The sequence below is a fragment of the Micrococcus sp. KRD077 genome (genome assembly GCF_017168505.1).
Classification (GTDB): domain Bacteria; phylum Actinomycetota; class Actinomycetes; order Actinomycetales; family Micrococcaceae; genus Micrococcus; species Micrococcus luteus.
Window position 1 is genome coordinate 1 of record NZ_JABFAZ010000028.1, and the last position, 23,144, is coordinate 23,144.

Below are 23,144 nucleotides of genomic sequence, written 5' to 3' on the forward strand. Positions count from 1 at the left end.
CATCCGATGGAGCCCCATGAGCCCCGCCCACACCGCCACGCCCGCGGCACGTCCCGAGCCGACCCGCGAACAGGTCCGACGCTGGCGCCGCTACCTCGCCGACGAGATCGCCGAGGGCCAGATCTACCGCGACATCGCCGCTCGCAAGGACGGCGTGGAGCGCGACATCCTGCTCGGCCTCGCCGAGGCCGAGCGCCGCCACGAACAGCACTGGCGGGCCCTCCTGGGCGAGCACGCCGAGAACCCGCCGCGCCCCTCCCTGCACCGCATCCTGCTGCGCTGGCTCGCGCGGATCTTCGGCTCCGTGTTCGTGCTGGCCCTGGCCCAGCGCGCCGAGTCGGACACTCCCTACGCGGAGGACCAGGACGCCCCCGAGGGCATGGTGGCGGACGAGGCCATCCACGAGGAGGTCGTGCGCGGCCTCGCCGCCCGGGGTCGCGAGCAGCTGGCCGGCAACTTCCGCGCCGCCGTCTTCGGCATGAACGACGGGCTGGTCTCCAACCTGGCGCTCGTGATGGGCATCGGCGCGACGGGCGTGGCGCCGTCCGTGGTGCTGTTCACCGGCGTGGCCGGCCTGCTGGCGGGCGCGCTGTCCATGGCGGCCGGCGAGTACGTCTCGGTGCGGTCCCAGCGGGAGCTGCTCGAGGCCTCCTCCCCCACCCAGATCACCCTCGAGGCGGCCCAGCACCTGGACCTGGACCACAACGAGCTCAAGCTCGTCTACCTGGCCCGCGGCATGACGCCCGAGGATGCCGAGCACCGCGCGCTCGAGCGCCTCGGCTATCTCACGTGCGACTGCAACCCGCAGTTCTCCGCCCGTCCCGACGGCTCCCAGGGGCCGGTGGACCACTCGGACTCCTTCGCGGAGATCGGCTCGGCGTGGAGCGCCTCCCTGTCCAGCTTCGCGTTCTTCGCCTCCGGCGCACTCATCCCGATCCTGCCGTACATCTTCGGCATGTCCGGGCTGTGGGCCCTGGGCCTGGCGGCGGTGATGGTGGGCGCGGCCCTGCTCTTCACCGGCGGTGTGGTCGGGCTGTTGTCCGGCTCCTCACCGCTGGCTCGGGGCCTGCGCCAGCTCGCGATCGGCTTCGGCGCCGCTGCCGTGACGTACGTGCTCGGCCTGCTCTTCGGCGCGAACGTGGGCTGACGGGCGCCCACCGCCTGCTCCGCCCCGCACAGCACACGGCCCCTGCCCCTCAGGACGAGGGACAGGGGCCGTGGTGCATCCGCCTGCCGGTGCGGAGCGCCGGCATCGGCGCCCCCCACCGCGGGATCAGGCCTGGGCCTGCAGGATCTCCCGCATGAGCTGGGCGGTCTCGGACGGGGTCTTGCCGACCTTCACGCCCGCGGCCTCGAGGGCCTCCTTCTTGGCCTGCGCGGTGCCGGCGGAGCCGGAGACGATGGCGCCGGCGTGGCCCATGGTCTTGCCCTCCGGGGCGGTGAAGCCGGCCACGTAGCCGACGACCGGCTTGGTGACGTTGGCCTTGATGAACTCGGCCGCACGCTCCTCGGCGTCGCCGCCGATCTCGCCGATCATCACGATGGCCTGGGTGTCCGGGTCGGCCTCGAACGCCTCGAGGGCGTCGATGTGGGTGGTGCCGATGATCGGGTCGCCGCCGATGCCGATGGCGGTGGAGAAGCCGAAGTCACGCAGCTCGTACATCATCTGGTAGGTCAGCGTGCCGGACTTGGACACGAGGCCGATGGGGCCGGAGCCGGTGATGGTGGCCGGGGTGATGCCCGCCAGGGCCTCGCCCGGGGTGATGACGCCGGGGCAGTTCGGGCCGATGATGCGGGTCTTCGGCTTGCCGTCCTCGCCGGTCTTGGACTGGGACAGGGCGAAGAACTCGGCGGTGTCCTGCACCGGGATGCCCTCGGTGATGACCACGAGCAGCGGGATCTCGGCCTCGATGGCCTCGATGGCGGCGTCCTTGGCGAAGGCCGGCGGCACGAAGGCCACGGACACGTCCGCACCGGTCTTCTCCATGGCCTCCTTGACGGTGCCGAAGACGGGCAGCTCGACGGCGTTGCCGTCCTTGTCCTCGTGGGACACGGTGGTGCCGGCCTTGCGGGCGTTCACGCCGCCCACGATGTTCGTGCCGGCCTTGAGCATGAGGCGGGTGTGCTTGGTGCCCTCACCGCCGGTGATGCCCTGGACGATGACCTTGGAGTCCTTGTTCAGGTAGATCGACATAGCTGTTTCCTCAGTCTTTCCGAACGGTCAGTTCGCGGAGTGGGCGAGCTCGGCGGCCTTGTCGGCGCCCTCGTCCATGGTGGCGGCCAGGGTGACGAGCGGGTGGTTCGCCTCCTGCAGGATGCGGCGGCCCTCCTCCACGGCGTTGCCGTCCAGACGCACGACCAGCGGCTTGGTGGCGGTGTCGCCCAGGATCTCGAGGGCCTTGACGATGCCGTTCGCGACGGCGTCGCACGCGGTGATGCCGCCGAAGACGTTCACGAACACGGACTTGACCTGCTCGTCGCCCAGGATGACATCGAGGCCGTTGGCCATGACCTCGGCGTTGGCGCCGCCTCCGATGTCCAGGAAGTTGGCCGGCTTCACGCCGCCGTGGTTCTCACCGGCGTACGCGACGACGTCGAGGGTGGACATCACGAGGCCGGCGCCGTTGCCGATCACGCCGACCTGGCCGTCCAGCTTCACGTAGTTGAGGTCGTTGGCCTTGGCCTTGGCCTCCAGCGGGTCCTCGGTGCGCTCGTCGACGAGGGCGGCGTGGCCCTCGTGGCGGAACGCCGCGTTGTCGTCGAGGGAGACCTTGCCGTCCAGGGCGAGGATCGTGCCGTCGCCGGTCTTCACCAGCGGGTTCACCTCGACGAGGGTGGCGTCCTCCTTCTCGAAGACCTCCCAGAGCTTCTGGATGACCTCGGCGACGTCGGCGCGCAGCTCCTCGGGGAAGCCCGCCTCGGTGACGATCTTCTGGGCGGTCTCGGCGTCGATGCCGGTCAGCGGGGAGACGGGCACCTTGGCGAGGGCCTCGGGGCGCTCCTCGGCGAGCTGCTCGATCTCCATGCCGCCCTCGACCGAGCACATGGCCAGGTAGGTGCGGTTGGCGCGGTCCAGCAGCACGGAGAAGTAGTACTCCTCGGCGATGTCGGCGCCCTGGGCGATCATGACCTGGTGCACGGTGTGGCCCTTGATGTCCATCCCCAGGATGGCCTTGGCGTGCTCGTAGGCCTCGTCGGCCGTCTTGGCGACCTTCACGCCGCCGGCCTTGCCGCGGCCGCCGACCTTCACCTGCGCCTTGACGACGGTGACGCCGCCGATCTTCTCCGCGGCCGCCTTGGCCTCGTCCGGGGTCTGCGCAACGATGCCGGCCAGCACGGGGACGCCGTGCGCCTCGAACAGATCGCGCGCCTGGTACTCATACAGGTCCACGGTGGTGTGTCCTTCTTGGTCGAAGACAGGGTCTGCCGGCCTCGCCCGCGGGCGCGGCCGACGTCGACGCCCCCTCCGTGGCCGGGCCGGGCACGGGGGCACAGCAGGGCGGCGGACGGCGGCGTTCCACGGCTCACTCTAGTCCACACCCCGGAGAGACCGGGGAGTCGGCGGGCCGGTCCCGTCAGCCCTCGACCTTCGTCAGCGGGGCGTAGCGCAGCAGCAGCCGCTTCTGCGCCCCGGTGGCGTCGAAGGTGACGGTCGCGACGGTCTTGTCCCCCGCGCCCGCGACGGCGTCCACACGCCCCTCGCCGAAGGTCGCGTGGGAGACGCGGTCGCCCGGGCTGAGCGCCACGATCTCCTTCTGCGGCTGCACCCGGCTCGGCGCCTTCCCGCGCACCACGGCGGAGGGCACCGTGAGGTCCGCCGGCTCGTCCCCGCGGGTGAGGCGCTGGGGCCGCGCGCCGTCGTCGTCCCGGGACCGCCACGCCGGCCGGCCGCCCCCGAACCGCCCCGCGTACCGCGAGGTGCCGGCGCCGGTCAGGCTCAACGACCCGGCCGAGCGCGTGGTGCCCTCCCGCTCCCAGTCGATGAGCGTCTCCGGGATCTCCCCGAGGAACTGGCTGGGCGGGTTGAACTGGTGCTGGCCCCACAGCGAGCGTGCCTCGGCGCGCGTCAGGAACAGGCGACGGCGGGCGCGCGTCAGGCCCACGTACGCCAGGCGACGCTCCTCCGCGAGCTCCTTCTCGTCCGTCATCGAGCGGGCGTGCGGGAACACCCCGTGCTCCATGCCCGTCAGGAACACCACGGGGAACTCGAGGCCCTTGGCGGTGTGCAGCGTCATGAGCGTGACCTGGCCCTGCTGCTCCGCGAGCGCCTCGCCCTCCACGTCCGGGGCCGTGGGCAGCTGGTCCGCGTCCGCCACGAGCGCGACCTGCTCGAGGAAGTCGGACAGGGTGCCGTCCGGGTGCGACGTCTCGAAGGAGCGGACGACGGCGACGAGCTCGCCGAGGTTGTCCGCGCGGGACTCGTCCTGCAGGTCCTCGGACTCGCGGAGGGCGGCCAGCATGCCGGACTGCTCGAGGACGGCCTCCAGGACGGTGGCCGGGCCGGCGGACTCGGCGACCTGGCCGAGGTCGTCCATCATCTGCACGAAGCCACGGACGGCCTTGAGCGAGCGCGCGGCCATGCCGGGGGCGTTCTCGGCGTCGCGCAGGGCCGCGGAGAACGTGGAGCGGTTGCGCTCGGCCCACGCGGCGATGGCGCCCTCGGCCCGGTCCCCGATGCCCCGCTTGGGCTCGTTGAGGATGCGGCGCACGTTGACGTCGTCGTCGGGGTTGACGATCACCCGCAGGTAGGCGAGCGCGTCCTTGATCTCCTTGCGGTCGTAGAAGCGCGTGCCGCCGATGACGCGGTACGGGATGCCGCGCGTCACCAGCCGCTCCTCGAGCGCGCGGGACTGCGCGTTGGTCCGGTAGAACACGGCGACGTCGGCCGGGCGGATCCCGTCCTCGTCCTGCAGCCGGTCGATGGTGGTGGCGATCCACTCCGCCTCGGCGGACTCGTTCTCCGCGGCATAGCCGACGATCGCGGGGCCCTCCCCCTCGGCCGTCCACAGGCGCTTGGGACGGCGGTCCGGGTTGCGCTCGATCACCGCGTTGGCGGCGTCCAGGATGGTCTGTGTGGAGCGGTAGTTCTGCTCGAGCTTGATGGTGGCGGCGTCCGTGAAGTCCTGCTCGAACTCGACGATGTTGCGGATGTCCGCGCCGCGGAACGCGTAGATGGACTGGTCCGAGTCGCCGACGACCGTCAGCTCGCCGCCGGGGGTCTCCACGCCCTCGGGGTCGCCCGCCGGGCCGGAGAGGAGCCGGATCAGGCGGTACTGGGCGTGGTTGGTGTCCTGGTACTCGTCCACGAGGACGTGGCGGAACCGGCGGCGGTAGTTGTCCAGCACGCGCGGGAACGCCTCGAACATGTGGACCGTCATGCCGATCAGGTCGTCGAAGTCCAGGGCGTTGGCTTGGCGCAGGCGGGCCGTGTAGTCCCGGTAGACGGCGGCGACGGCGCGGCCCCACGGGTCCCCCTCGGCCACGGTGGCGGCGTAGTCGTCCGCCTCCACGAGCTCGTTCTTCAGGGAGCTGATGCGGTTCAGCAGGGCCTTGGGCGCGAAGCGCTTCGGGTCCAGCTCGTGCTGCTTGGCGACGGTGGTGACCAGGCGCAGGCTGTCCGCCGAGTCGTAGATGGTGAACGTGGACTTCAGCCCGATGTTGGCGGCCTCGTTGCGCAGCAGCCGCACGGCGGAGGAGTGGAACGTGGAGATCCACATCCGCTGGGCGGTGGGACCGATCAGCCCGGCCACACGCTCGCGCATCTCCGCGGCGGCCTTGTTCGTGAAGGTGATGGCGAGGATCTCGTGCGGCCGCGCCCGTCCGGTGGCGAGCAGCCACGCGATGCGGTGGGTCAGCACCCGGGTCTTGCCCGAGCCGGCGCCCGCGACGATCAGCAGGGGCGCCCCCGTGTGGGTCACCGCGGCTGCCTGCTGCGGGTTGAGCCCCGCCACGAGCGACTCCGGAGTGTGCGACGGCGCGGCCGGGCGGGCGTCCACGCCCCAGGCCTCGGGGTCGGCGGCGGCGCGCGTGACGGCCGGGGGCACGAGCCCGGGCAGGGCGGTCTCCGGGTCCGCCGGGCGGCGGGTGCGGTCGAGGTTCAGGGGCGTGCGTCCGAGCGCGGAGAAGAGGTCAGCCATGGCGGACCCAGTCTAGGCGCGGCCCCGGACGCGACAGGGGGCGCCGTCGTCGCCATCCCCCACCGCGCCGCCCCGCCCCACCCGCCGACCCCGCCGATCACCGGGGCGGTCGTGGCGTCGTCCTGGTGCTGGGCGTGGCCGTGACGGCGGTGTCCGCTCTGGCCCTGGTGGCCCTGCTGGTCGCGTACTTCCTGGCGTGGCCGGCGTCCCCGGCGCTGTTCGCGCTCGCGCTGTTCGGCCTGCCCGTCGGCTTCGGCCTGATGCTGCTGCACGTGGTGCTGGGCGCCGTCCGGCGCTCGCGCCCCTGAGCCGTCGGGCCAACGACGCCCCGTGACATCCAGCACCCTTTCAGGGTGTTCCCAGGTCGGGGCGGTTGACTGGGCCCCATGCAGCCTCAGAACCCCGAAGCACGCCTCCTGGTGGTGGACGACGAGCCCAACATCCGCGAGCTGCTCTCCACGTCCCTGCGCTACGCCGGCTTCGAGGTCACGGCCGCGGCCAACGGCCGGGAGGCCCTGGACGCCGCCGAGGAGTTCCAGCCGGACCTGGCCGTGCTGGACGTGATGCTCCCGGACATGGACGGCTTCACCGTGACCCGCCGCCTGCGCTCCGCCGGCCGTCACTTCCCCGTCGTGTTCCTCACCGCGCGGGACGGCACCGAGGACAAGATCACCGGCCTGACGGTCGGCGGTGACGACTACGTGACCAAGCCGTTCTCCCTCGACGAGGTGGTCGCCCGCATCCGCGCCGTGCTGCGCCGCACTGCCTCCCTCGACGACGACGACGCGGCGGTGCTGCGCGTGGACGATCTCGAGCTCGACGACGACGCGCACGAGGTCCGCCGCGGCGGCGAGGTCGTGGAGCTCTCCCCCACCGAGTTCAAGCTGCTGCGCTACCTCATGATGAACCCGAACCGGGTGCTCTCGAAGGCCCAGATCCTGGACCACGTGTGGGAGTACGACTTCAACGGGGACGCCTCGATCGTCGAGTCCTACATCTCCTACCTGCGCCGCAAGATCGACGTCGGCGGCCGCGAGAAGATGATCCACACCAAGCGCGGCGTCGGCTACATGCTCCGCACCGCGGACAAGCGCTGACGTGCGTGCGCGGCTCGACGCCGCGGCGGCCCGCGTCCGCCATCCGCGCGCCTGGCTGAGGGGCACGTGGCAGGGGCAGTCCCTGCGCACCAAGCTGGTCGTGATGATCGCGGCGCTCATGCTGGCCCTGGTCGCCGTGACCGCCGTGGCGACCGCGGTGCTGTTCCGCCAGGAGGCGGTGCGCCAGCTGGACGAGGACATGGCCGCCAACCGGGACACCGTCTCGATGTACCTGGCCAACGTCGCCCAGACCGGCGAGTACTACATGCCGCAGCTGCCCATCCTGCGCTTCTACGGCGTCGTGTGGGACAACGAGGGCGCGCGGGTCGTCCAGACCCCGGTGATGCCGGGTGCGGACGAGCCGGCCCTGCCGGACATCACCCCGGCCGAGGCCCTGGAGCGCGGCTCCGCCTCCTTCGAGGTGCCCGGCACACAGCCGGACTCGAGCGGCTGGCGCGTGCAGCTGTACGGGCTCAGCAGCGGCGACGGCACCATGGCCGTGGCCCTTCCCCTGCAGAGCGTGACCTCCTCCGTCGAGCGCGTCACCTCGATCGTCGTGACCATCGGCCTGCTCGCGACGGCGGGCACCGTGATCGTGGCCAACCTGGCGGTCCAGCGCGCGTTCCGCACCCTGAACCGCGTGGAGCGCACCGCCGCCAAGATCGCCGCCGGCGACCTGAGCCAGCGCGTGGAGAGCGCGGCGCCCGACACCGAGGTGGGCCGGCTCTCCCGCTCCCTCAATGCCATGCTCGCGCACATCGAGTCCGCGTTCCGGGACAAGGAGATCTCCGAGGACAAGATGCGCCGCTTCGTGCAGGACGCCTCCCACGAGCTGCGCACCCCCCTGGTCACCATCCGCGGATTCTCCGAGCTGTACCGGCACGGCGGGCTGCGCGAGGAGGAGGACGTCGCCGCCGCCATGCAGCGCATCGAGTCCGAGGCCACCCGCATGACCCGCCTCGTGGAGGACCTGCTCACCCTGGCCCGCCTCGACGAGCAGCGCCCCCTCGAGCACGCCCCGGTGGACCTGCTCATCCTCGCGATGGACTCCATGATGGACGCCTCCGTGAACGCCCCGGACCGCAAGGTCACCCTCGTGGGCCCCGACGGCGACCGGGCGGCCCCGGCGCCCATCCTCGGCGACGAGAACCGGATGCGCCAGGTGGTGGTGAACCTCATGGCCAACGCCCTGCGCTACACCCCCGCCGGCACCCCCATCGAGATCGCGGTCGGCACCGTCGACCACCTCGGCGGCCAGGCCGGGGCGGACGGCGCGGGCCGCAGCTCCGTGATCGAGATCCGTGACCACGGGCCGGGCGTGTCCGAGGAGGACCGCGCCCGCATCTTCGAGCGGTTCTACCGCGCGGACACCTCCCGGCACCGCGAGACGGGCGGCACGGGGCTCGGCCTGGCCATCGTCGCGGCGATCGTGGCCCAGCACGGCGGCTCCGTCCGGCTGCTGGAGACCGAGGGCGGCGGCGCCACCTTCTCCGTCCACCTGCCGTGGGCGCCGTTCGAGGACGAGGCGGACGAGGACGTCGAGGACGAGCGCCCGTCCGCACGGGACACCGACGACGACGCGGCCGGCCCACCCACCGGCCCTCTCGCCCAGACCGCGCCGTCGGGCGCCGGCGCCAGCGCCGCGGACGCCGCCCGGCGCAGCCGCCTGCTGCGGGCGGCGGAGCGGTTCCGTCGCGCCTCGGCCGAGCGCCGCCGCCGGGTGTCTGCTCCTGCACAGGCGCCTCAGGCCGACGCCCCGTCCCCAGGCGGGGACGACCCGGCGGCCGGGCGCGACGCGCGTCCCTAGCGTGGTGCCCGGCGGCACCCGCCGCCCATCAGCACTCATCAGAGGGGACAGTCACATGAGCATCGTGCAGATCGACGTCGAGGACCTGCGGGCCAAGAGCGGGGCGGTGGAGGGCTCCATCGGCCGCCTCCAGGCGGAGGTGAGCACCATGGAGGCCAACCTGCGCCAGCTGCAGGACACCTGGCGCGGCCAGGCGGCCGCGAACTTCCAGGGTGTGCTCACCGAGTGGCGCGCCACCCAGCAGCGCGTGGAGGAGTCCCTGGCGGGCATCCGCCGCGCGATGGACGCCGCCGCCACCCAGTACCAGGACGCGGAGACCGCCAACGCCGCGATGTTCCGGTTCTGAGCGCCCGGAACGGTCCGGGGTGCGGCCGGCCGGCCGCGCCCCGGTCCGTGCTTCCTAGAGTGGGGGCATGACCGTCCTGATCGACCCGCCCGCGTGGCCCGCCCACGGCACCGTGTTCTCCCACCTCGTCTCCGACGCCTCCCTCGAGGAGCTCCACGCGTTCGCGCGGGCGGCGGGGCTCTCGGAGCGGGCCTTCGACCGGGACCACTACGACGTGCCCGCGCACCGACGCGCCGAGCTCGTGGCCCGCGGGGCGGTGCCCGTCACCGGACGGGAGCTGGTGCGCCGCCTCGCCGCCTCGGGGCTGCGCGTGCCCGCCCGGAGCCGCGCCGAGAAGCGCGACGTCGTCCTCGCCCGGCGCTGGGCGCGGCTGTTCGAGGGCACGGCGGCGAGCCCAGATGCGGTGACGACGGCGGGTCGCGACCTGCTGGCCCGCTGGACGGAGCCGCATCGGCACTACCACGACCCGGCCCACCTGCTCGCGGTGCTCGAGTCCGTGGACCTGCTCGAGCGGGCGGGGGCGGAGACCGGACCGGATCCGCGTGCGGTCCGCCTGGCCGCGTGGTTCCACGACGCCGTCTACGCCGGGGACCCCACCGCGCCCGCCGGCCAGGACGAGGCGGACTCGGCCGCCCTGGCCCGGGACGTGCTCACCGATCCGCGGCTGGCCGTGCCGGCCGACGTCGTCGACGAGGTGGCACGCCTGGTGCTGCTCACCGCCGCCCACGACCCGGCCCCGCACGACGCGGCCGGGGCGGTGTTCTCGGACGCGGACCTCGAGGTCCTCGGCCGCTCCCCCGAGGCCTACGCCCGCTACGTGGCCGCGGTGCGGCGGGACTACGCGCACGTGTCCGACGCGGACTGGGCCCGCGGTCGCGGCGCGGTGCTGGACGCCCTGCTGGGCGCCGAGCGGCTGTATCGGACCGCGCCCGGCCGAGCGCGCTGGGAGGCCGCCGCCCGCCGCAATCTGGCGGCGGAACGAGCCGCGCTGTCGGCCTGAGCGGGGCGCCTCGGTGCTGGCCCGGACGCGGCGAGGCCCGCCTCCCCGGACGGGGAGACGGGCCTCGCTGGCTGGGCGCCCGAACGGGCCGGGCCGGCTCAGCGGCTGATCACATCATGCCGCCCATGCCGCCCATCGGGTCCATGCCCTCGGCGCCGGCGGCGGCCTTCTCGGGCTTGTCCGCGACGACGGCCTCGGTGGTCAGGAACAGGCCCGCGATGGACGCGGCGTTCTGCAGGGCCGAGCGGGTCACCTTCACCGGGTCGTTGATGCCGGCGGCCAGCAGGTCCTCGTACTCGCCGGTGGCGGCGTTCAGGCCGTGGCCGTCGTCGAGGGTCTTGACCTTGTCCGCCACGACGCCGGGCTCCAGGCCCGCGTTGAAGGCGATCTGCTTCAGCGGGGCCTCGATGGCGACCTTGACGATGTTCGCGCCGGTGGCCTCGTCGCCCTCGAGCTGCAGGCCGCCGAACGCCTTGGCGCCGGCCTGGATCAGGGCCACGCCGCCGCCGGCGACGATGCCCTCCTCCACCGCGGCCTTGGCGTTGCGCACGGCGTCCTCGATGCGGTGCTTGCGCTCCTTGAGCTCCACCTCGGTGGCCGCGCCGGCCTTGATGACGGCCACGCCGCCGGCCAGCTTGGCGAGGCGCTCCTGCAGCTTCTCGCGGTCGTAGTCCGAGTCGGTGTTCTCGATCTCGGAGCGGATCTGTGCCACGCGGCCGGCGATCTGCTCGGCGTCGCCGGCACCCTCCACGATGGTGGTCTCGTCCTTGGTGATGACCACCTTGCGGGCGGAGCCCAGCAGGTCGAGGGTGGCGTTCTCCAGGGACAGGCCCACCTCGGAGGAGATGACCTGGCCGCCGGTGAGGATGGCGATGTCGGCGAGCATGGCCTTGCGGCGGTCACCGAAGCCCGGGGCCTTCACGGCCACGGACTTGAAGGTGCCGCGGATCTTGTTGACCACGAGGGTGGCCAGGGCCTCGCCCTCGACGTCCTCGGCGATGATCAGCAGCGGCTTGCCCGACTGCATGACCTTCTCGAGGATCGCCACCATGTCCTTCACGGAGGAGATCTTCGAGTTGACGATGAGGATGTAGGGATCCTCGAGGACGGCCTCCTGGCGGTCCGCGTCGGTCACGAAGTAACCGGAGATGTAGCCCTTGTCGAAGCGCATGCCCTCGGTGAGCTCGAGCTCGAGGCCGAAGGTGTTGGACTCCTCGACGGTGATGACGCCCTCCTTGCCGACCTTGTCCAGGGCCTCGGCGATGAGGGAGCCGATCTGCTTGTCCGCGGCGGAGATCGAGGCGGTGGCCGCGATCTGGTCCTTGGTCTCGATCTCGCGGGAGGCGGAGAGCAGCTCAGAGGTGACGGCCTCCACGGCCTTCTCGATGCCGCGCTTCAGGGACAGCGGGTCGGCGCCCGCGGCCACGTTGCGCAGGCCCTCGCGGACCAGCGCCTGGGCCAGCACGGTGGCGGTGGTGGTGCCGTCGCCGGCGACGTCGTCGGTCTTCTTGGCGACCTCCTTGACGAGCTCCGCGCCGATCTTCTCGTACGGGTCCTCGAGCTCGATCTCCTTGGCGATGGAGACGCCGTCGTTGGTGATGGTGGGGGCGCCCCACTTCTTCTCCAGCACCACGTTGCGGCCGCGGGGGCCGAGGGTCACCTTCACGGCGTCGGCCAGGGTGTTCAGGCCCTTCTCCAGGCCGCGGCGGGCCTCTTCGTCGAATGCGATGGTCTTGGCCATGTGCAGGTCCTTTCTGGACGTCGGCTTCCTACTTCTGGTGGCTGACCCGCGCCGATGCCCGCGACGGACGGCCCCTGGGGGCCTCATCGGTGGACAGGTCCTCCTCCACGGCGCCGGACCGACCGGGGTACGGCTGGCAGTCGCGCCTTCGGAGTGCTAACCCCATTATGAGCACTCGCACCGGGAGAGTGCAAAGGGTCCGCGGTGCGGGAGCCCGCTCTTCCGCGGACGGCGGACGGCCCCCGGCAGAACGCCTCGGGAGGCGCCCCGCCGGGGGGCCGGGAAGGGTGCGCGTCCGGCACGGCCGCACGGCGGGCGGGTCAGCCGGTGACGACCACCGCGACGCCGTTCACCTGCAGGTTCGGGGTCTGCATGACCGGGAAGCCGAGCTCCTTGCCGACCGCCTCGGCGGCGGCCTTGTTGGCCGAGCCGTTGTACAGGACGGTGGAGGACTGGATGCCGTAGCCGCTCCAGTTCTTCGCGTCCACCGAGGTGTAGCCGGCGCTCGTGAGCCGCTGCGCGTAGGAGGCGGCGAGGCCCTGGGTACGGGTCGCGTTGTACACGGTGACGTGGGTGCCGCGCACGGCCGCGGACTGCGCGGCCGCACGAGAGCTCGACGCGGCCGCGGACTGCGCGGCCGCACGAGAGCTCGACGCGGCCGCGGACTGCGAGCGCGAGGCCTCCGCCGCGGCGGCCGAACGGGACGCGGCGGCGCGCGAGGACTCTGCCGCCTGGACGGCCGCCGCCGACCGGGACGCCTCTGCGGACTGCGCGGCGGCCTCGGAACGCGAGGCCTCCGCCGCCTGTGCCTCGGCGGCGGCACGGGACGACTCGGCGGACTGCGCGGCGGCTTCGGAACGCGAGGCCTCCGCCGCCTGTGCCGCAGCGGCGGCCCGGGACGACTCGGCGGCCTCGGCGGCGGCCGCCTCCTGCGCCACCCGCGAGGACTCAGCGGCCTCGGCGGCGGCCGCCTCCTGCGCCACCCGCGCGGACTCGGCCGCGGCCGCGGAACGGGACGCCTCCGCCGTGTCCTCGGACGGGGTGGGGGACTCGGTCGCGGGTGCAGTCGACGCCGACGCGGAGGACGCCGAGGAGGACTCGGACGACGCCGACGTCGACGTCTCGGCCGCCGGGGCCGTCGTCGAGCTCTCAGCGGCGACGGGCTCCGAGCGGTCACCGGTGAGCCACGGCAGGACGACGCCCACGAACAGGCCGGCGAGCAGGACGAGGCCGGCCACCCAGAGCAGCGGGCTCAGGCGGCGACCCCCGCCCGTGGCGGTCGCGCCGGCGGCGGCGAAGGACTCGCGGTGCGCGCCGCGCTGGTCCGTGTACTCGGGGACCTCGTCGAAGCGGTCGGGCTGGTAGGCCATGGGTCAGTTCTCCTGGCGGGAAGCGGGCGTGGACGGCGCCGGATCCGCGGGTCCCCTCCGGGCCCGGCTGCGGGTGCCGCGCTTGCGCAGCAGCCGCGTGACCAGCAGGGGTCGGTAGGCCAGGGCGGCCTCACGGTCCAGCAATCCGTTCAACACCTGATAATAGGCGGTCGGAGACAGCCCCAGACGCTCTCGGACGGCGTGGTCCTTGGCCCCGCCGTACCGCCAGGTGGCGGCCTCCAGGTCCAGGACCGCACGCTCCAGGTCCGTCAGCTCGTCCCGCCGTGGCCGCGCATCGGCACCCTCGTCCGGGTCCGGATCGGGCGAGACGGGCGTGGGGTGGGACATGGCGGCCACTGTACCCACCCGGTCTACGCTCGGGGCATGGAGTTCATCGCGCCCCTGGATCCGGGCTGGGAGGCGGCCCTCGCCCCGCAGGCCGCCGCGTTCGAGCAGGTCGGCGAGCGGCTGCGGGCCCGCCGGGCGGCCGGAGAGCAGGTGCTGCCGGCGCCGGAGCACATCCTGCGGGCGTTCCGTCAGCCGTTCGCGGACGTCCGCGTCCTCGTGCTGGGCCAGGACCCCTACCCGACGCCGGGCCATCCGATCGGCCTGAGCTTCGCGGTGGACCGCCACGTGCGGCCGCTGCCCCGCTCCCTGGCCAACATCCACCGGGAGCTGCACGACGACCTCGGCATCACCCCGCCCGCCCACGGCGACCTCTCCGCGTGGACGGACCAGGGCGTGCTGCTGCTGAACCGCGCCCTCAGCGTGCGGGCCGGCGCACCCGGCAGCCACCGCGGCCTCGGCTGGGAGCAGATCACGGAGGCCGCGGTGCGGGCCCTCTGTGCGCGCGGCACCCCGCTCGTGGGGCTGCTGTGGGGAGCCGACGCGCGGCGCATGGCGCCGCTGCTGACGGCGGCGGGGGCCGGCGTCGTGGAGTCCCCGCATCCCTCGCCCCTGAGCGCCCACCGCGGGTTCTTCGGCTCCCGGCCGTTCAGCCGGGTGAACCGGCTCCTCGAGGCGGCCGGCGCGGAGCCGGTGGACTGGCGCCTGCCCGACTGAGCCGGGCCGCCGGTCAGCCGCGCTGGTGCATCACGAGCTCGGTGGGCAGCAGCGTGCCCATCCGGTCGGTGATCGGCTTGGCCAGGGTGTTGCCGAAGGCGACGCCGGCCGCGATCGCCACGACGATGACCGCGGCGTTGAACAGTCCCTCGACGCCCAGCAGCGTGGCCCCGGTCTCCACGGTGAACCCGTAGACGGACCGGAACATGGTGAGTCCGGGAAGCAGGAACAGCATGGACGGCAGGACGATCACGAGCGCCGGGGCCGCGAGCCGCTGGGCCACCAGGCGGCCGAGGAACCCGACCGCCGCCGCGGCGACCGCGGGCACCAGCCGGTCACTGACCCCGATCTGCTGCGCTGCCAGGTACGCGCCGAAGCCGGCCCCGGACACGAGACCGCAGGCCAGGATCTGCGGCCACCGCGACTGCTCCACCACCGCGTCCGCCATGCCCGCGGCCATCACGAGGCCCAGCAGCAGCAGCGGCGGATAGCTCAGCGTCCCCGCCTCGGCCAGGTCCAGCTGTTCGAATCCCACGAGATCCCCGATGCCCACGGCGATCATGATCCCGGCCATCACCCCGGCGAACACGAGCAGCGCGGAGAGGAAGCGGCCCGCGGCGGTCACCGGGAAGCCGTGGATGGCGTCCTGCACCGCGGTGACGAACCTCGCCGTGGGCAGGAGCATCATGATGCCGCCGGCGATCACCAGCGCCGGGTTGACCGGCAGGTCGAGGGCGTGGGCCATCAGCGCGATCACCGTGGCCGTGATCGCCCCGAACATGGTGGAGAAGATCTCCGGGAAGCGCGCCTTGTCCGCCTGGACCTTGAGCCAGAAGACCAGCCAGGTGGAGACCATGCCCAGGGCCGCGCCCGTCCAGGTCCCCCCGATGAACGGCACGAAGCAGGCCACGAACACGCCGGAGAAGAGGACCTCGAAGACGGCGGGGAACGGCTTGGGCTGATGCCGGATCTCCACGAGCCGGCGCTGGGCCTCGGCCCGGTCCACCTCGCCCGCGGCGATCTCCTCGACCAGCCGGTGGACGGCCACGAGCCCCTCGAAGTTCACCGAGGACGAGCGGACCACCCGCTGGAGGGTGAACGGGGCCTCGCCGCGTGAGGAGTCGGGCGCGTAGTTCAGGGAGATGGACTGGTTGGTCAGGTCCACCTCGGTCTCGAGGATCCCGTAGGCCTGCGTGGCCACGATGATCGAGGTCTCCACGTCCAGCGAAGCCGCGCCGAAGCTGAACATCGTCTCGCCCAGCTTGAGCGCGAAGTCCAGGGTCGTGCGGGCCTCGAGGGCCTGCGCCTCCGCGCGGCGCTGCTGCAGCGTGGAGCGCATGCGGCGCCCGTACGGCGAGGAGTGCAGGCGGTCGGCCAGCACGAGCGCCTGCGTCGGCAGGTTCTCGACGAAGACCTCGCGGGAGCGCCGGCCGCGCCGACGCCCGCGCTTCTCGGGCGGACCCGCGGGGACCACCGGGTCCGGGACGGTGATGTCCGGCTCGGGGATCACATCCGGGGCGGGCAGGGCGCCGTCGGCCTCCGCGGGCGCCAGGACGGAGGTGGGCACCTGCTCGGACAGCGGCGGCTCGGTCAGGGGCGCGTCCGCGGCCGGCTCCGGCAGCGTCTCCGCCTCCGGCTCGGCCGATTCCTCCGGCTGCGGCTCCGGCGCCGAGACCGGATCGGCGGCGGCGGGGCGGACCACGGGCGGCAGCGGCTCCGTCGGCTCGACGGCGACCGCGGCCGGGTGGGCCGACTCCGCCGGGTCGAGGTCGAGCAGGCCGGGGTCCTCCGGGTCGAGCGTGAGGTCGCCGACAGCGGCGGCGTCCTCGGCGCCGGCCGGGCGCAGCACGGGGATGAGCGTGGGGACGGCCGGGGGCTCCGCGATGCGGGGGTCGAACCGCGCCGGCTCCTGGGTGCCCTCCTGCTCCATGCGGCTCACCCTCTCCTTCCGTGTGCGGGCGCTGGACGCGCCACGGCGGTGGGCCGAGCCCCGCCGACGCGTCCATCCAACCACGCCGGCACCTCCCCCGCCGGGGCCGTCGGCACCGCGGCCCGGGGACGCGAAAGGGCCCTCCCGGAGGAGGGCCCTGCTGCGGTGGATCTTACTGGACTCGAACCAGCGACCTCTCGCGTGTGAAGCGAACGCTCTAACCAACTGAGCTAAAGATCCGGGCGTCGCCCCATGGGGGTGACAACTCGAAAAACGATACCTCAGGCGGCGCCGCCTGTCCACCCGGGCGACGGCCACCCCGCGCACGGCGGAGCGGCCGTCGAGAGCCGACGAGCACGTCAGGCGTCGGTCAGCGTGGCGCCGGGCTCGAAACCGCCCTGGGCGACCAACGAGGTCCCGGCGCCCGGGGCGGGCTCCGGTCAGGAGCTGCCACCGAGGGAGGAGACCGCCCTGGCGGCGTCCGCCAGGCCGGCGCCGCAGCCCGCGGAGCAGGACACGGGCATGGACCGGGCCGTGGACCTGAGGGTGGACTCGACCTGGGCCGGGGTGAGGCTCGGCCGCTCGGCCAGCAGCAGGGCGGCCAGGCCCGCGACGTGCGGGGTGGCCATCGAGGTGCCGTTGTAGGCGGCGTGGCCGGCCGTCGTCGGGGTGGTGGCGCCGTTGTTCACGGTCGAGATGATGTTCGCGCCCGGGGCGGTCACGTCCACGGCGGAGCCGTAGTTCGAGAACGAGGCGCGGGCGCCCTGCGAGGTGGAGGCGGCCACCACGATGGTGTTCCGGCAGTTGGCCGGGCGCACGTTGGCGGCGGGCTGGTTCTCGTTGCCCGCCGCCACGACGACGGGCACGCCGCGGGAGACGGCCGCGTTGATCGCGTTCTGGTAGGTGGTGCCGCACGTGCCGGAGCCGCCGAGGGACATGTTGATGACGTCCGCCGGGTTCGGGTTGGCCGGCACGCCCGCCACGGTGCCGCCGGCGGCCCACACGACCGCGTCGGCGATGTCGGACAGCGAACCGCCGCACTTGCCGAGCACGCGGATGGGCTGGATCTTCGCGTTCGGGGCCACGCCGACGACACCCTGGGAGTCGGCCACGGCCGCGACGGTGCCCGCCACGTGGGTGCCGTGCCACGAGGAGTCGGAGGCACCGGCGGTGCCGCACTCGCCAGCGGCGTACCAGTCGCCCTCGTCGCGCGGGTTGGAGTCGCGGCCCCCGCCGTCGCGCGCCGCCCTGCCGTCGGAGATGAAGTCGTAGCCGGGCACGACGTTGCGGTCGAGGTCCGGGTGGGAGGTGATGCCGGTGTCGATGACGGCCACGGTCGCACCGGAGCCCGTCGTGCGGTCCCACGCCCCGGGGACCCGCATGCCGTGGGTGCCGGTGAAGCCCCACTGCTGCGAGTAGAGGGCGTCCACGGGGCTCAGGCCGGTGGCGGTGAGGATGGCGTCCGGCTCCACGGCCTCGACCGCCCCGGAGGCCTTCAGGTCGGCCATGAACTTCGCGGACTCGGCCTGATCCAGCTTGCGGTCCGCCTTGACCACGCGGGAGCCGAGCGCGGTCTCACGCAGCTCCTTCACGGAGACGCCGGCCTCCTTCGCGGCCTTGCCCCAGGCGTTGGCTCGGCCCTTCGCGTGGGCGGTGGCGGCGGTCTCCTTGTAGGTGACGATGAAGGAGTCGTAGCCGTCGGCGTTCGGGTCCTCGACCTGCGCCGCCGCCAGGGGCGAGGCGGCGGTCGGGGTGGCTGCCGGTGCGGCGGGGGCGTCGCCGGAGGGGGCCGCGAGCGCGGGGGACGAGGTCAGGGTCCCGCCGGCGAGGACGGCGCCGGCCACGAGGGCGCCGATGCGGCGGCGGGTGCTGCGGAGTGGGGAGGACTGCACGGGATCTCCTCGGAGTTCTGGGCCACCGGACGCGGGTGCCCGAGGGGCTCGGGCCGGGGTGACTGGGATCACGGTAAGGTCACGATTCCGTCACGACGAGGCCCAGGGTCGAAGTCTGGCGGATGGTCGAGGCATCTCTGGCGGATCCGCCAGCCGAGCCCGGCGGATGGCCACGGGCGCGCACAGCGGCGCCCCAGCGTCGGCCCGCGCCGGACACGACGACGGCGCCGCGCCCTCCCGGCGGAGGTGCGCGGCGCCGTCGGGCCCGCGGTGGAGTGGAGCCCCCTGCCGGATTCGAACCGGCGACCTGCTGTTTACAAGGCAGCTGCTCTGGCCAGCTGAGCTAAGGAGGCCTGCGGCCGGCGCCCGGGGCGCCGCGGCCGGCCCTTTCAGCGTACAAGGCCCGGGCGGACGGCGCGGGGCGCCCCCTGCGTGGGGACGCCCCGCGGACCTCGGCGACGGGTCAGCCGGGTCAGCCGGCGATCTTGGCGCCCGCCCAATCGGCGAAGGTCTTGTCCTCGCCGTCGAGGGCCCAGTTCTTCCCGTCCACGAACACGGTGGGGGTGCCGGCCACGCCGGCGACGCGCGCCTGGCGGGTGGTGTGCTCGACCGCGGAGCGGAACGTGCCGTCCTCGACGCAGGAGGCGATGTCCGCGCCGTGCTCCTGCGCGAGCTGCGTGATCGCCGCGTTGTCCAGGCCCTTGCCCTGGTGCTCGTCGTAGGTGGCGAACAGGGCGGCCACGAAGCCGTTGTAGGCCTCGGGCTTCTGGTCCGCCACGCAGTACGCGGCGTTGGCGGCGCGGGCCGAGTAGTTCTGGTTATTCGGGGCGCTCAGGTAGTCCACCATCCGGTACTCGACCGTGGCCTCGCCCTGTTCGAGCCACTGCTCGATCTGGTCCGCGTTGGAGGTCTCGAAGTCCGCGCAGTGCACGCAGTTGAAGTCCGCGTAGAGCACGATCCGCGTCGGCTCGCCGTCCGCCCGGGCCTCGGTGTCCGGCAGGGTCTCGGGCTGGGAGCTCGCGGACTGCTTCGGCACCTCGATCCTCGAGGGGTCGACCTCGCGTTCTCCCGCGCCCTCCGCCAGGCCCGTGGCCGAGGTCAACTCGATGCCGCCCTGCTCGTTCGTCACGGCGGGGATGGGGCCGGCGGCCGCGGCGTCGTCGCCGTTGCGGTTGAGCACGAACGCGACGACGAGGCCGATCACGAGCACCGCCGCGAGGACCGAGCCCCAGATGACGCCGGTGCGGCGGCGGCGGTCCTTCCTGCGCTGCTCCTCCTGGATCTGGCGGGCACGCGCACGGGCGTCCTTCGCCGAGGTGTGCGAGCCTGACGTGTTCCGGGCCAAGGGTCCTCCTCGTGGGGCAGTCGGTCCGGGTCGAGCACCGGAGCCGGCGGGCAGCGGGCGCGCCGCGCCAGGCGAGCATAGCGGCCCTGTCTGGAAGGATCGTGACCATGGACACCGTCGAGACCCCCTCCCCCGTCGATCGACTGACCATCACGGGGGCCCCCTCGGGGGACGCCTCCGAGGACCCGGCGACGTCGCTGCTCGCCCTGCCCTGGGCGCTCCCCCTCGAGACGTGGCCGCGTGAGGTGCTGGCGGCTCTGCCGCGGGGCATCTCCCGTCACGTGGTGCGCTTCGCCCGCATGGGCGGGGGCATCGTGGCGGTGAAGGAGACCACGGAGGAGCTCGCGTTCCACGAGTACCGGCTGCTGCGCCGGCTCGAGCGGGGCCCCGCGCCGTCGGTGGTGCCGGTGGCCGTGGTCACCGGGCGCACCCACGACGACGGCACGCCGCTGCCCGCCGCCCTCGTCACCCGGCACCTGCGCTTCTCCCTGCCGTACCGCGCCGTGTTCTCGGAGCGCCTCGAGCGCCGCACCCTCGTGCGGCTCATGGACGCGCTGGCGACCCTGCTCGTGGAGCTGCACCTCGAGGGGTTCTTCTGGGGTGACGTCTCCCTGTCCAACGTCCTGTTCCGGCGCGACGCGGGCGGGTTCGCCGCCCACCTGGTGGACGCCGAGACCGGCGAGCTCCGGCAGCGCCTGTCCACCGGGCAGCGCGAGCACGACCTGGACGTGGCCGCCGTGAACGTGGGCGGCGAGCTGCTGGACCTGCAGGCCAGCGGGCTGCTGGACCCGGAGGTGGACCCCGTCACCACGCCGGACCTGCTCGTGGCCTCCTACCGCCGGCTGTGGGACGAGCTGACCGGGCCCCTGCTGTTCCCCCGCGCCGAGCCGTGGCGCCTGGACCGCCGCGTCCGCCGCCTGCAGGAGCTCGGCTTCGAGCTGGCCGAGTACTCGCTGCGCGCCGCCGACGCCCCCGGGATGATGATCGCCCGACCCGTCGAGATCCACGCGGGCTACCACCGCCGTCGGCTGACCCGCCTCACGGGACTCGAAGTCCAGGAGAACCAGGCCCGGCGGCTGCTCGTCGACATCGAGGCCGCCCGCCGGGAGTGGGACCCGTACATGGACATCGAGAGCGCGGCGCACCGCTGGGTGGTGGAGGTGTTCGACCCCGTGGTCCACTCGGTGCCCCTCGAGCTGCGGGCCAAGCTCGAGCCCGCCGAGGTGATGCACCAGCTCCTCGAGCACCGCTGGTACCTCTCCGAGGCCCGCGGCCAGGCCGTGCCCCTGCAGGAGGCGGTGGACTCCTACGTGGACACGGTGCTGCGGACCCGCCGCGACGAGGACGCGGTGGCGCTGCACCCCACGACCACCATGCTGCGCGCCGTCCCACCCGCGGACGCGGACTGACGCCGGCCGCGGCTCAGCGGCGCAGGAGCAGGAAGCCGGGGGCCGGGACCGCCGCCGGCACCGCGCCGGGGCCGAGGGGGCCGTCGTCGCCGTGGCCGGCGAGGAGCTCGGCCCGCGTCAGGTCCGCGGGCACGGGCAGCGGCTCCGCGCCGAGGGCGACGAGCAGGATGACGTCGGCGTCCGCGCCGGCGCGGGTGAGGCGCACGTGGCGCCGGGCCGCGTCCACCTCGGCCCGGACGCGGTCGCGGCGAGGGTCGGTGAGCTGGGGCAGCGTGCGGCGCAGGCCGATCAGGGTGCGGTAGGCGGCGAGCACGCGCGCCCCGCGGCCGTGGCCGTCCGCGCCGCCCGCGGCCTCCGCCCAGTCCAGCACCGCCGCGTCCCGCGTGGCGGAGTCCTGCGGGTCGGGGACGTCGGCCGGGTCCCAGCCGTGGGCAGCGAACTCGCGGCGACGTCCCTGCCGGACGGCGTCCCCGAGCTCGGGCTCGCGGAACGAGGTGAAGAACGGCCACGGCGTCGAGGCCGCGAACTCCTCCCCCATGAAGAGCATCGGCACGTGCGGGCCGGTCAGCAGCAGGGCGGCCTCGGCCGCGAGCGCGCCCTCGGACAGGGCGGCCGCGGTGCGGTCGCCGCCGGCGCGGTTGCCCACCTGGTCATGGTTCTGGATGCTGGCCACCCACGCATGGTTGGGGAGGGCGTCCGGCACGGGGCGCCCGTGGTCGCGGCCGCGGAAGGTGGATCGGGTGCCGTCGTGGAAGTAGGTGCGCTCCATGACCTTGGCCACCGCCTCCAGCGGGGCGAAGTCCGCGTAGTAGCCGTGGGTCTCCCCCGTCGCGGCCACGTGCAGGGCGTGGTGGACGTCGTCGTTCCAGGCCGCGGCGAGGCCGAGCCCGCCGGCCTCGCGGGGCAGCACCAGACGCGGGTCGTTGAGGTCGGACTCGGCCACGAGGGGCACGGGTCGGCCGGCACGGGCCGCGATCCCGTCCGCGAGCGCGGCCATCTCCTCGAGCAGGTGCACGGCGCGGGCGTCCCGCAGGGCGTGCACCGCGTCGAGGCGCAGCCCGTCCACGCGCATCTCCTCGAGCCAGAAGCGGACGTTGTCCAGGACGAGCCGGCGCACCTCGTCCGAGTCGGCGCCGTCCAGGTTCAGGCCGTCGCCCCAGCCGGTGCCGCCCTGACCCAGATACGGCCCGAACACCTGCAGGTAGTTGCCGGAGGGGCCCAGGTGGTTGTGCACGACGTCCTGGACCACGCCGAGGCCGGCGGCGTGGGCGGCGGCCACGAAGCGGCGGTAGGCGGCGGGGCCGCCGTAGGACTCGTCGACGGCGAACCACGCCACCCCGTCGTAGCCCCAGTTCCGAGGGCCGGAGAAGGAGTTCACGGGCAGCAGCTCGACGTGGGTGACCCCGAGGTCCCTCAGGTGCGGCAGGCGGGCGATGGCGGCGTCGAGGGTCCCCTCCGCCGTGAAGGTCCCCACGTGCAGCTCGTAGAGGACGGCGCCGCGCAGGCCGCCGCCCTGGGGCGCGGCCGGATCGGACTCCACCCCGGGCGGCCCGGCCCAGCCCTCGTCCGGCCACGCGAAGACGCGGCCGGCGACGTCGCGGCGGGAGGGCCCGTGGACCGTGTCGGGCTGGCGGCGGGAGCGGGGGTCCGGCACGGGGTCCGCCCCGTCCACGCGGTAGCCGTAGCCGGGGTCGGCCGGCGGCTGGGCGGCGTCGAGGCCAAGGGCGGCCAGCGGGTCCTCCGTGGGCGTCCACCAGCCTCCGGCGGCGGGGGCCATGGCCACGACGGCGGCGACGGGCCAGCGGTCCTCGGCGTCGTGCAGGGCGCCGGGCTCGGTGTCGACGAGGACGAGGTCGACGCTCTCGGCGTGCGGCGCCCAGACGGCGTAGGGGATGGCGCGCGCGGCGTCGACGGCGGCCCGCTCCGCCGCGGCGGGGTCCACGGGGTCGGAGCCGATCGGGTGCAGGCCCGGGGCGGGGGCGTCGGCCGGACGGGGCTCGGTCACGGG

At 73.8% G+C, this 23,144-nt stretch carries 18 protein-coding genes and 2 tRNA genes; 8 read left to right on the forward strand and 12 right to left on the reverse strand.

The genetic code is table 11. The annotated features are described in order from the left end of the window. Positions 1-16 precede the first annotated feature (16 nt). Positions 17-1,147: a VIT1/CCC1 transporter family protein gene (locus J1M39_RS07265; protein WP_206496635.1), complete on the forward strand. Its 1,131-nt coding sequence runs from the start codon at positions 17-19 to the stop codon at positions 1,145-1,147. A gap of 126 nt (positions 1,148-1,273) precedes the next feature. Here the strand turns inward: J1M39_RS07265 and sucD are convergent, their stop codons facing one another. From sucD to pcrA, 3 genes are all read right to left on the reverse strand, one after another. Beyond that, a complete protein-coding gene (gene sucD / locus J1M39_RS07270) occupies positions 1,274-2,194 on the reverse strand; it encodes a succinate--CoA ligase subunit alpha (protein WP_044659020.1) in 921 nt (306 codons plus the stop codon). 27 nt (positions 2,195-2,221) lie between these two features. Beyond that, positions 2,222-3,391 carry an ADP-forming succinate--CoA ligase subunit beta gene (gene sucC, locus J1M39_RS07275; protein ID WP_098093557.1) on the reverse strand — a complete coding sequence of 390 codons (1,170 nt, stop codon included), beginning with the start codon at positions 3,389-3,391 and terminating at the stop codon, positions 2,222-2,224. A gap of 184 nt (positions 3,392-3,575) precedes the next feature. Next, a complete protein-coding gene (gene pcrA, locus J1M39_RS07280; RefSeq protein ID WP_206496636.1) occupies positions 3,576-6,137 on the reverse strand; it encodes a DNA helicase PcrA in 2,562 nt (853 codons plus the stop codon). 125 nt (positions 6,138-6,262) lie between these two features. On the opposite strand from pcrA, the gene J1M39_RS07285 reads away from it, so the two are divergent. The 5 genes from J1M39_RS07285 (at position 6,263) to J1M39_RS07305 (ending at position 10,387) form a co-directional block, all read left to right on the forward strand. Next, on the forward strand, positions 6,263-6,445 hold the full coding sequence (locus J1M39_RS07285; protein ID WP_230956197.1) for a hypothetical protein: 183 nt from the start codon (positions 6,263-6,265) through the stop codon (positions 6,443-6,445). 78 nt (positions 6,446-6,523) lie between these two features. Beyond that, complete coding sequence (locus tag J1M39_RS07290; protein ID WP_041103075.1) at positions 6,524-7,234, forward strand: response regulator transcription factor; 711 nt, start codon at positions 6,524-6,526, stop codon at positions 7,232-7,234. 1 nt (position 7,235) lies between these two features. Beyond that, positions 7,236-9,041: a sensor histidine kinase gene (locus J1M39_RS07295; RefSeq protein WP_102708739.1), complete on the forward strand. Its 1,806-nt coding sequence runs from the start codon at positions 7,236-7,238 to the stop codon at positions 9,039-9,041. A 55-nt stretch (positions 9,042-9,096) separates the two neighbouring features. Further along, the gene (locus J1M39_RS07300) at positions 9,097-9,387 is read left to right on the forward strand and encodes a WXG100 family type VII secretion target (protein ID WP_010079419.1); all 291 of its coding nucleotides are present in this window, start codon (positions 9,097-9,099) and stop codon (positions 9,385-9,387) included. Between the two features lie 67 nt (positions 9,388-9,454). Continuing rightward, positions 9,455-10,387: a DUF4031 domain-containing protein gene (locus J1M39_RS07305; protein ID WP_102708738.1), complete on the forward strand. Its 933-nt coding sequence runs from the start codon at positions 9,455-9,457 to the stop codon at positions 10,385-10,387. 109 nt (positions 10,388-10,496) lie between these two features. Here J1M39_RS07305 and groL read toward each other — a convergent pair whose 3' ends face one another. The 3 genes from groL to J1M39_RS07320 form a co-directional block, all read right to left on the reverse strand. Further along, entirely contained in the window at positions 10,497-12,128 is a 1,632-nt protein-coding gene (groL, locus tag J1M39_RS07310; protein ID WP_041103083.1) for a chaperonin GroEL, read from the reverse strand. 320 nt (positions 12,129-12,448) lie between these two features. Beyond that, positions 12,449-13,498, reverse strand: a complete 1,050-nt coding sequence (locus tag J1M39_RS07315; protein ID WP_158183514.1) for a LytR C-terminal domain-containing protein — start codon at positions 13,496-13,498, stop codon at positions 12,449-12,451. Positions 13,499-13,501: 3 nt separating this feature from the next. Continuing rightward, the gene (locus tag J1M39_RS07320) at positions 13,502-13,846 is read right to left on the reverse strand and encodes a DUF3263 domain-containing protein (RefSeq protein ID WP_065423782.1); all 345 of its coding nucleotides are present in this window, start codon (positions 13,844-13,846) and stop codon (positions 13,502-13,504) included. Between the two features lie 36 nt (positions 13,847-13,882). Between J1M39_RS07320 and J1M39_RS07325 the strand changes: the two genes are divergently transcribed. Next, positions 13,883-14,560, forward strand: coding sequence for a uracil-DNA glycosylase (locus tag J1M39_RS07325; RefSeq protein ID WP_073116088.1), 678 nt, complete (start codon positions 13,883-13,885; stop codon positions 14,558-14,560). Between the two features lie 13 nt (positions 14,561-14,573). Here J1M39_RS07325 and J1M39_RS07330 read toward each other — a convergent pair whose 3' ends face one another. The 5 genes from J1M39_RS07330 to J1M39_RS07350 form a co-directional block, all read right to left on the reverse strand. Continuing rightward, entirely contained in the window at positions 14,574-16,490 is a 1,917-nt protein-coding gene (locus J1M39_RS07330) for a threonine/serine ThrE exporter family protein (protein ID WP_041103089.1), read from the reverse strand. A gap of 166 nt (positions 16,491-16,656) precedes the next feature. Beyond that, positions 16,657-16,730, reverse strand: a tRNA-Val gene (locus tag J1M39_RS07335). A gap of 200 nt (positions 16,731-16,930) precedes the next feature. Beyond that, positions 16,931-18,382 carry a S8 family peptidase gene (locus J1M39_RS12545; protein WP_225348292.1) on the reverse strand — a complete coding sequence of 484 codons (1,452 nt, stop codon included), beginning with the start codon at positions 18,380-18,382 and terminating at the stop codon, positions 16,931-16,933. 276 nt (positions 18,383-18,658) lie between these two features. Further along, positions 18,659-18,735: transfer RNA gene (locus tag J1M39_RS07345), tRNA-Thr, on the reverse strand. A 119-nt stretch (positions 18,736-18,854) separates the two neighbouring features. After that, positions 18,855-19,727, reverse strand: coding sequence for a DsbA family protein (locus J1M39_RS07350; RefSeq protein WP_036315925.1), 873 nt, complete (start codon positions 19,725-19,727; stop codon positions 18,855-18,857). Positions 19,728-19,834: 107 nt separating this feature from the next. On the opposite strand from J1M39_RS07350, the gene J1M39_RS07355 reads away from it, so the two are divergent. Next, positions 19,835-21,136, forward strand: coding sequence for a DUF4032 domain-containing protein (locus J1M39_RS07355; RefSeq protein ID WP_036315928.1), 1,302 nt, complete (start codon positions 19,835-19,837; stop codon positions 21,134-21,136). Positions 21,137-21,149: 13 nt separating this feature from the next. Here the strand turns inward: J1M39_RS07355 and treZ are convergent, their stop codons facing one another. Further along, positions 21,150-23,141 carry a malto-oligosyltrehalose trehalohydrolase gene (gene treZ, locus J1M39_RS07360; RefSeq protein WP_206496637.1) on the reverse strand — a complete coding sequence of 664 codons (1,992 nt, stop codon included), beginning with the start codon at positions 23,139-23,141 and terminating at the stop codon, positions 21,150-21,152. Between the last annotated feature and the right edge of the window lie 3 nt (positions 23,142-23,144).

Bases quoted from the DNA above. Each gene is read 5' to 3' on its own strand.
- J1M39_RS07290 (WP_041103075.1), top strand. From the start codon at position 6,524: ATGCAGCCTCAGAACCCCGAAGCACGCCTCCTGGTGGTGGACGACGAG.
- pcrA (WP_206496636.1), bottom strand. From the start codon at position 6,137: ATGGCTGACCTCTTCTCCGCGCTCGGACGCACGCCCCTGAACCTCGAC.
- J1M39_RS07305 (WP_102708738.1), top strand. From the start codon at position 9,455: ATGACCGTCCTGATCGACCCGCCCGCGTGGCCCGCCCACGGCACCGTG.
- J1M39_RS07330 (WP_041103089.1), bottom strand. From the start codon at position 16,490: ATGGAGCAGGAGGGCACCCAGGAGCCGGCGCGGTTCGACCCCCGCATC.
- groL (WP_041103083.1), bottom strand. From the start codon at position 12,128: ATGGCCAAGACCATCGCATTCGACGAAGAGGCCCGCCGCGGCCTGGAG.
- J1M39_RS07355 (WP_036315928.1), top strand. From the start codon at position 19,835: ATGGACACCGTCGAGACCCCCTCCCCCGTCGATCGACTGACCATCACG.
- J1M39_RS07315 (WP_158183514.1), bottom strand. From the start codon at position 13,498: ATGGCCTACCAGCCCGACCGCTTCGACGAGGTCCCCGAGTACACGGAC.
- J1M39_RS07325 (WP_073116088.1), top strand. From the start codon at position 13,883: ATGGAGTTCATCGCGCCCCTGGATCCGGGCTGGGAGGCGGCCCTCGCC.
- J1M39_RS07265 (WP_206496635.1), top strand. From the start codon at position 17: ATGAGCCCCGCCCACACCGCCACGCCCGCGGCACGTCCCGAGCCGACC.
- J1M39_RS07320 (WP_065423782.1), bottom strand. From the start codon at position 13,846: ATGTCCCACCCCACGCCCGTCTCGCCCGATCCGGACCCGGACGAGGGT.
- sucD (WP_044659020.1), bottom strand. From the start codon at position 2,194: ATGTCGATCTACCTGAACAAGGACTCCAAGGTCATCGTCCAGGGCATC.
- J1M39_RS07300 (WP_010079419.1), top strand. From the start codon at position 9,097: ATGAGCATCGTGCAGATCGACGTCGAGGACCTGCGGGCCAAGAGCGGG.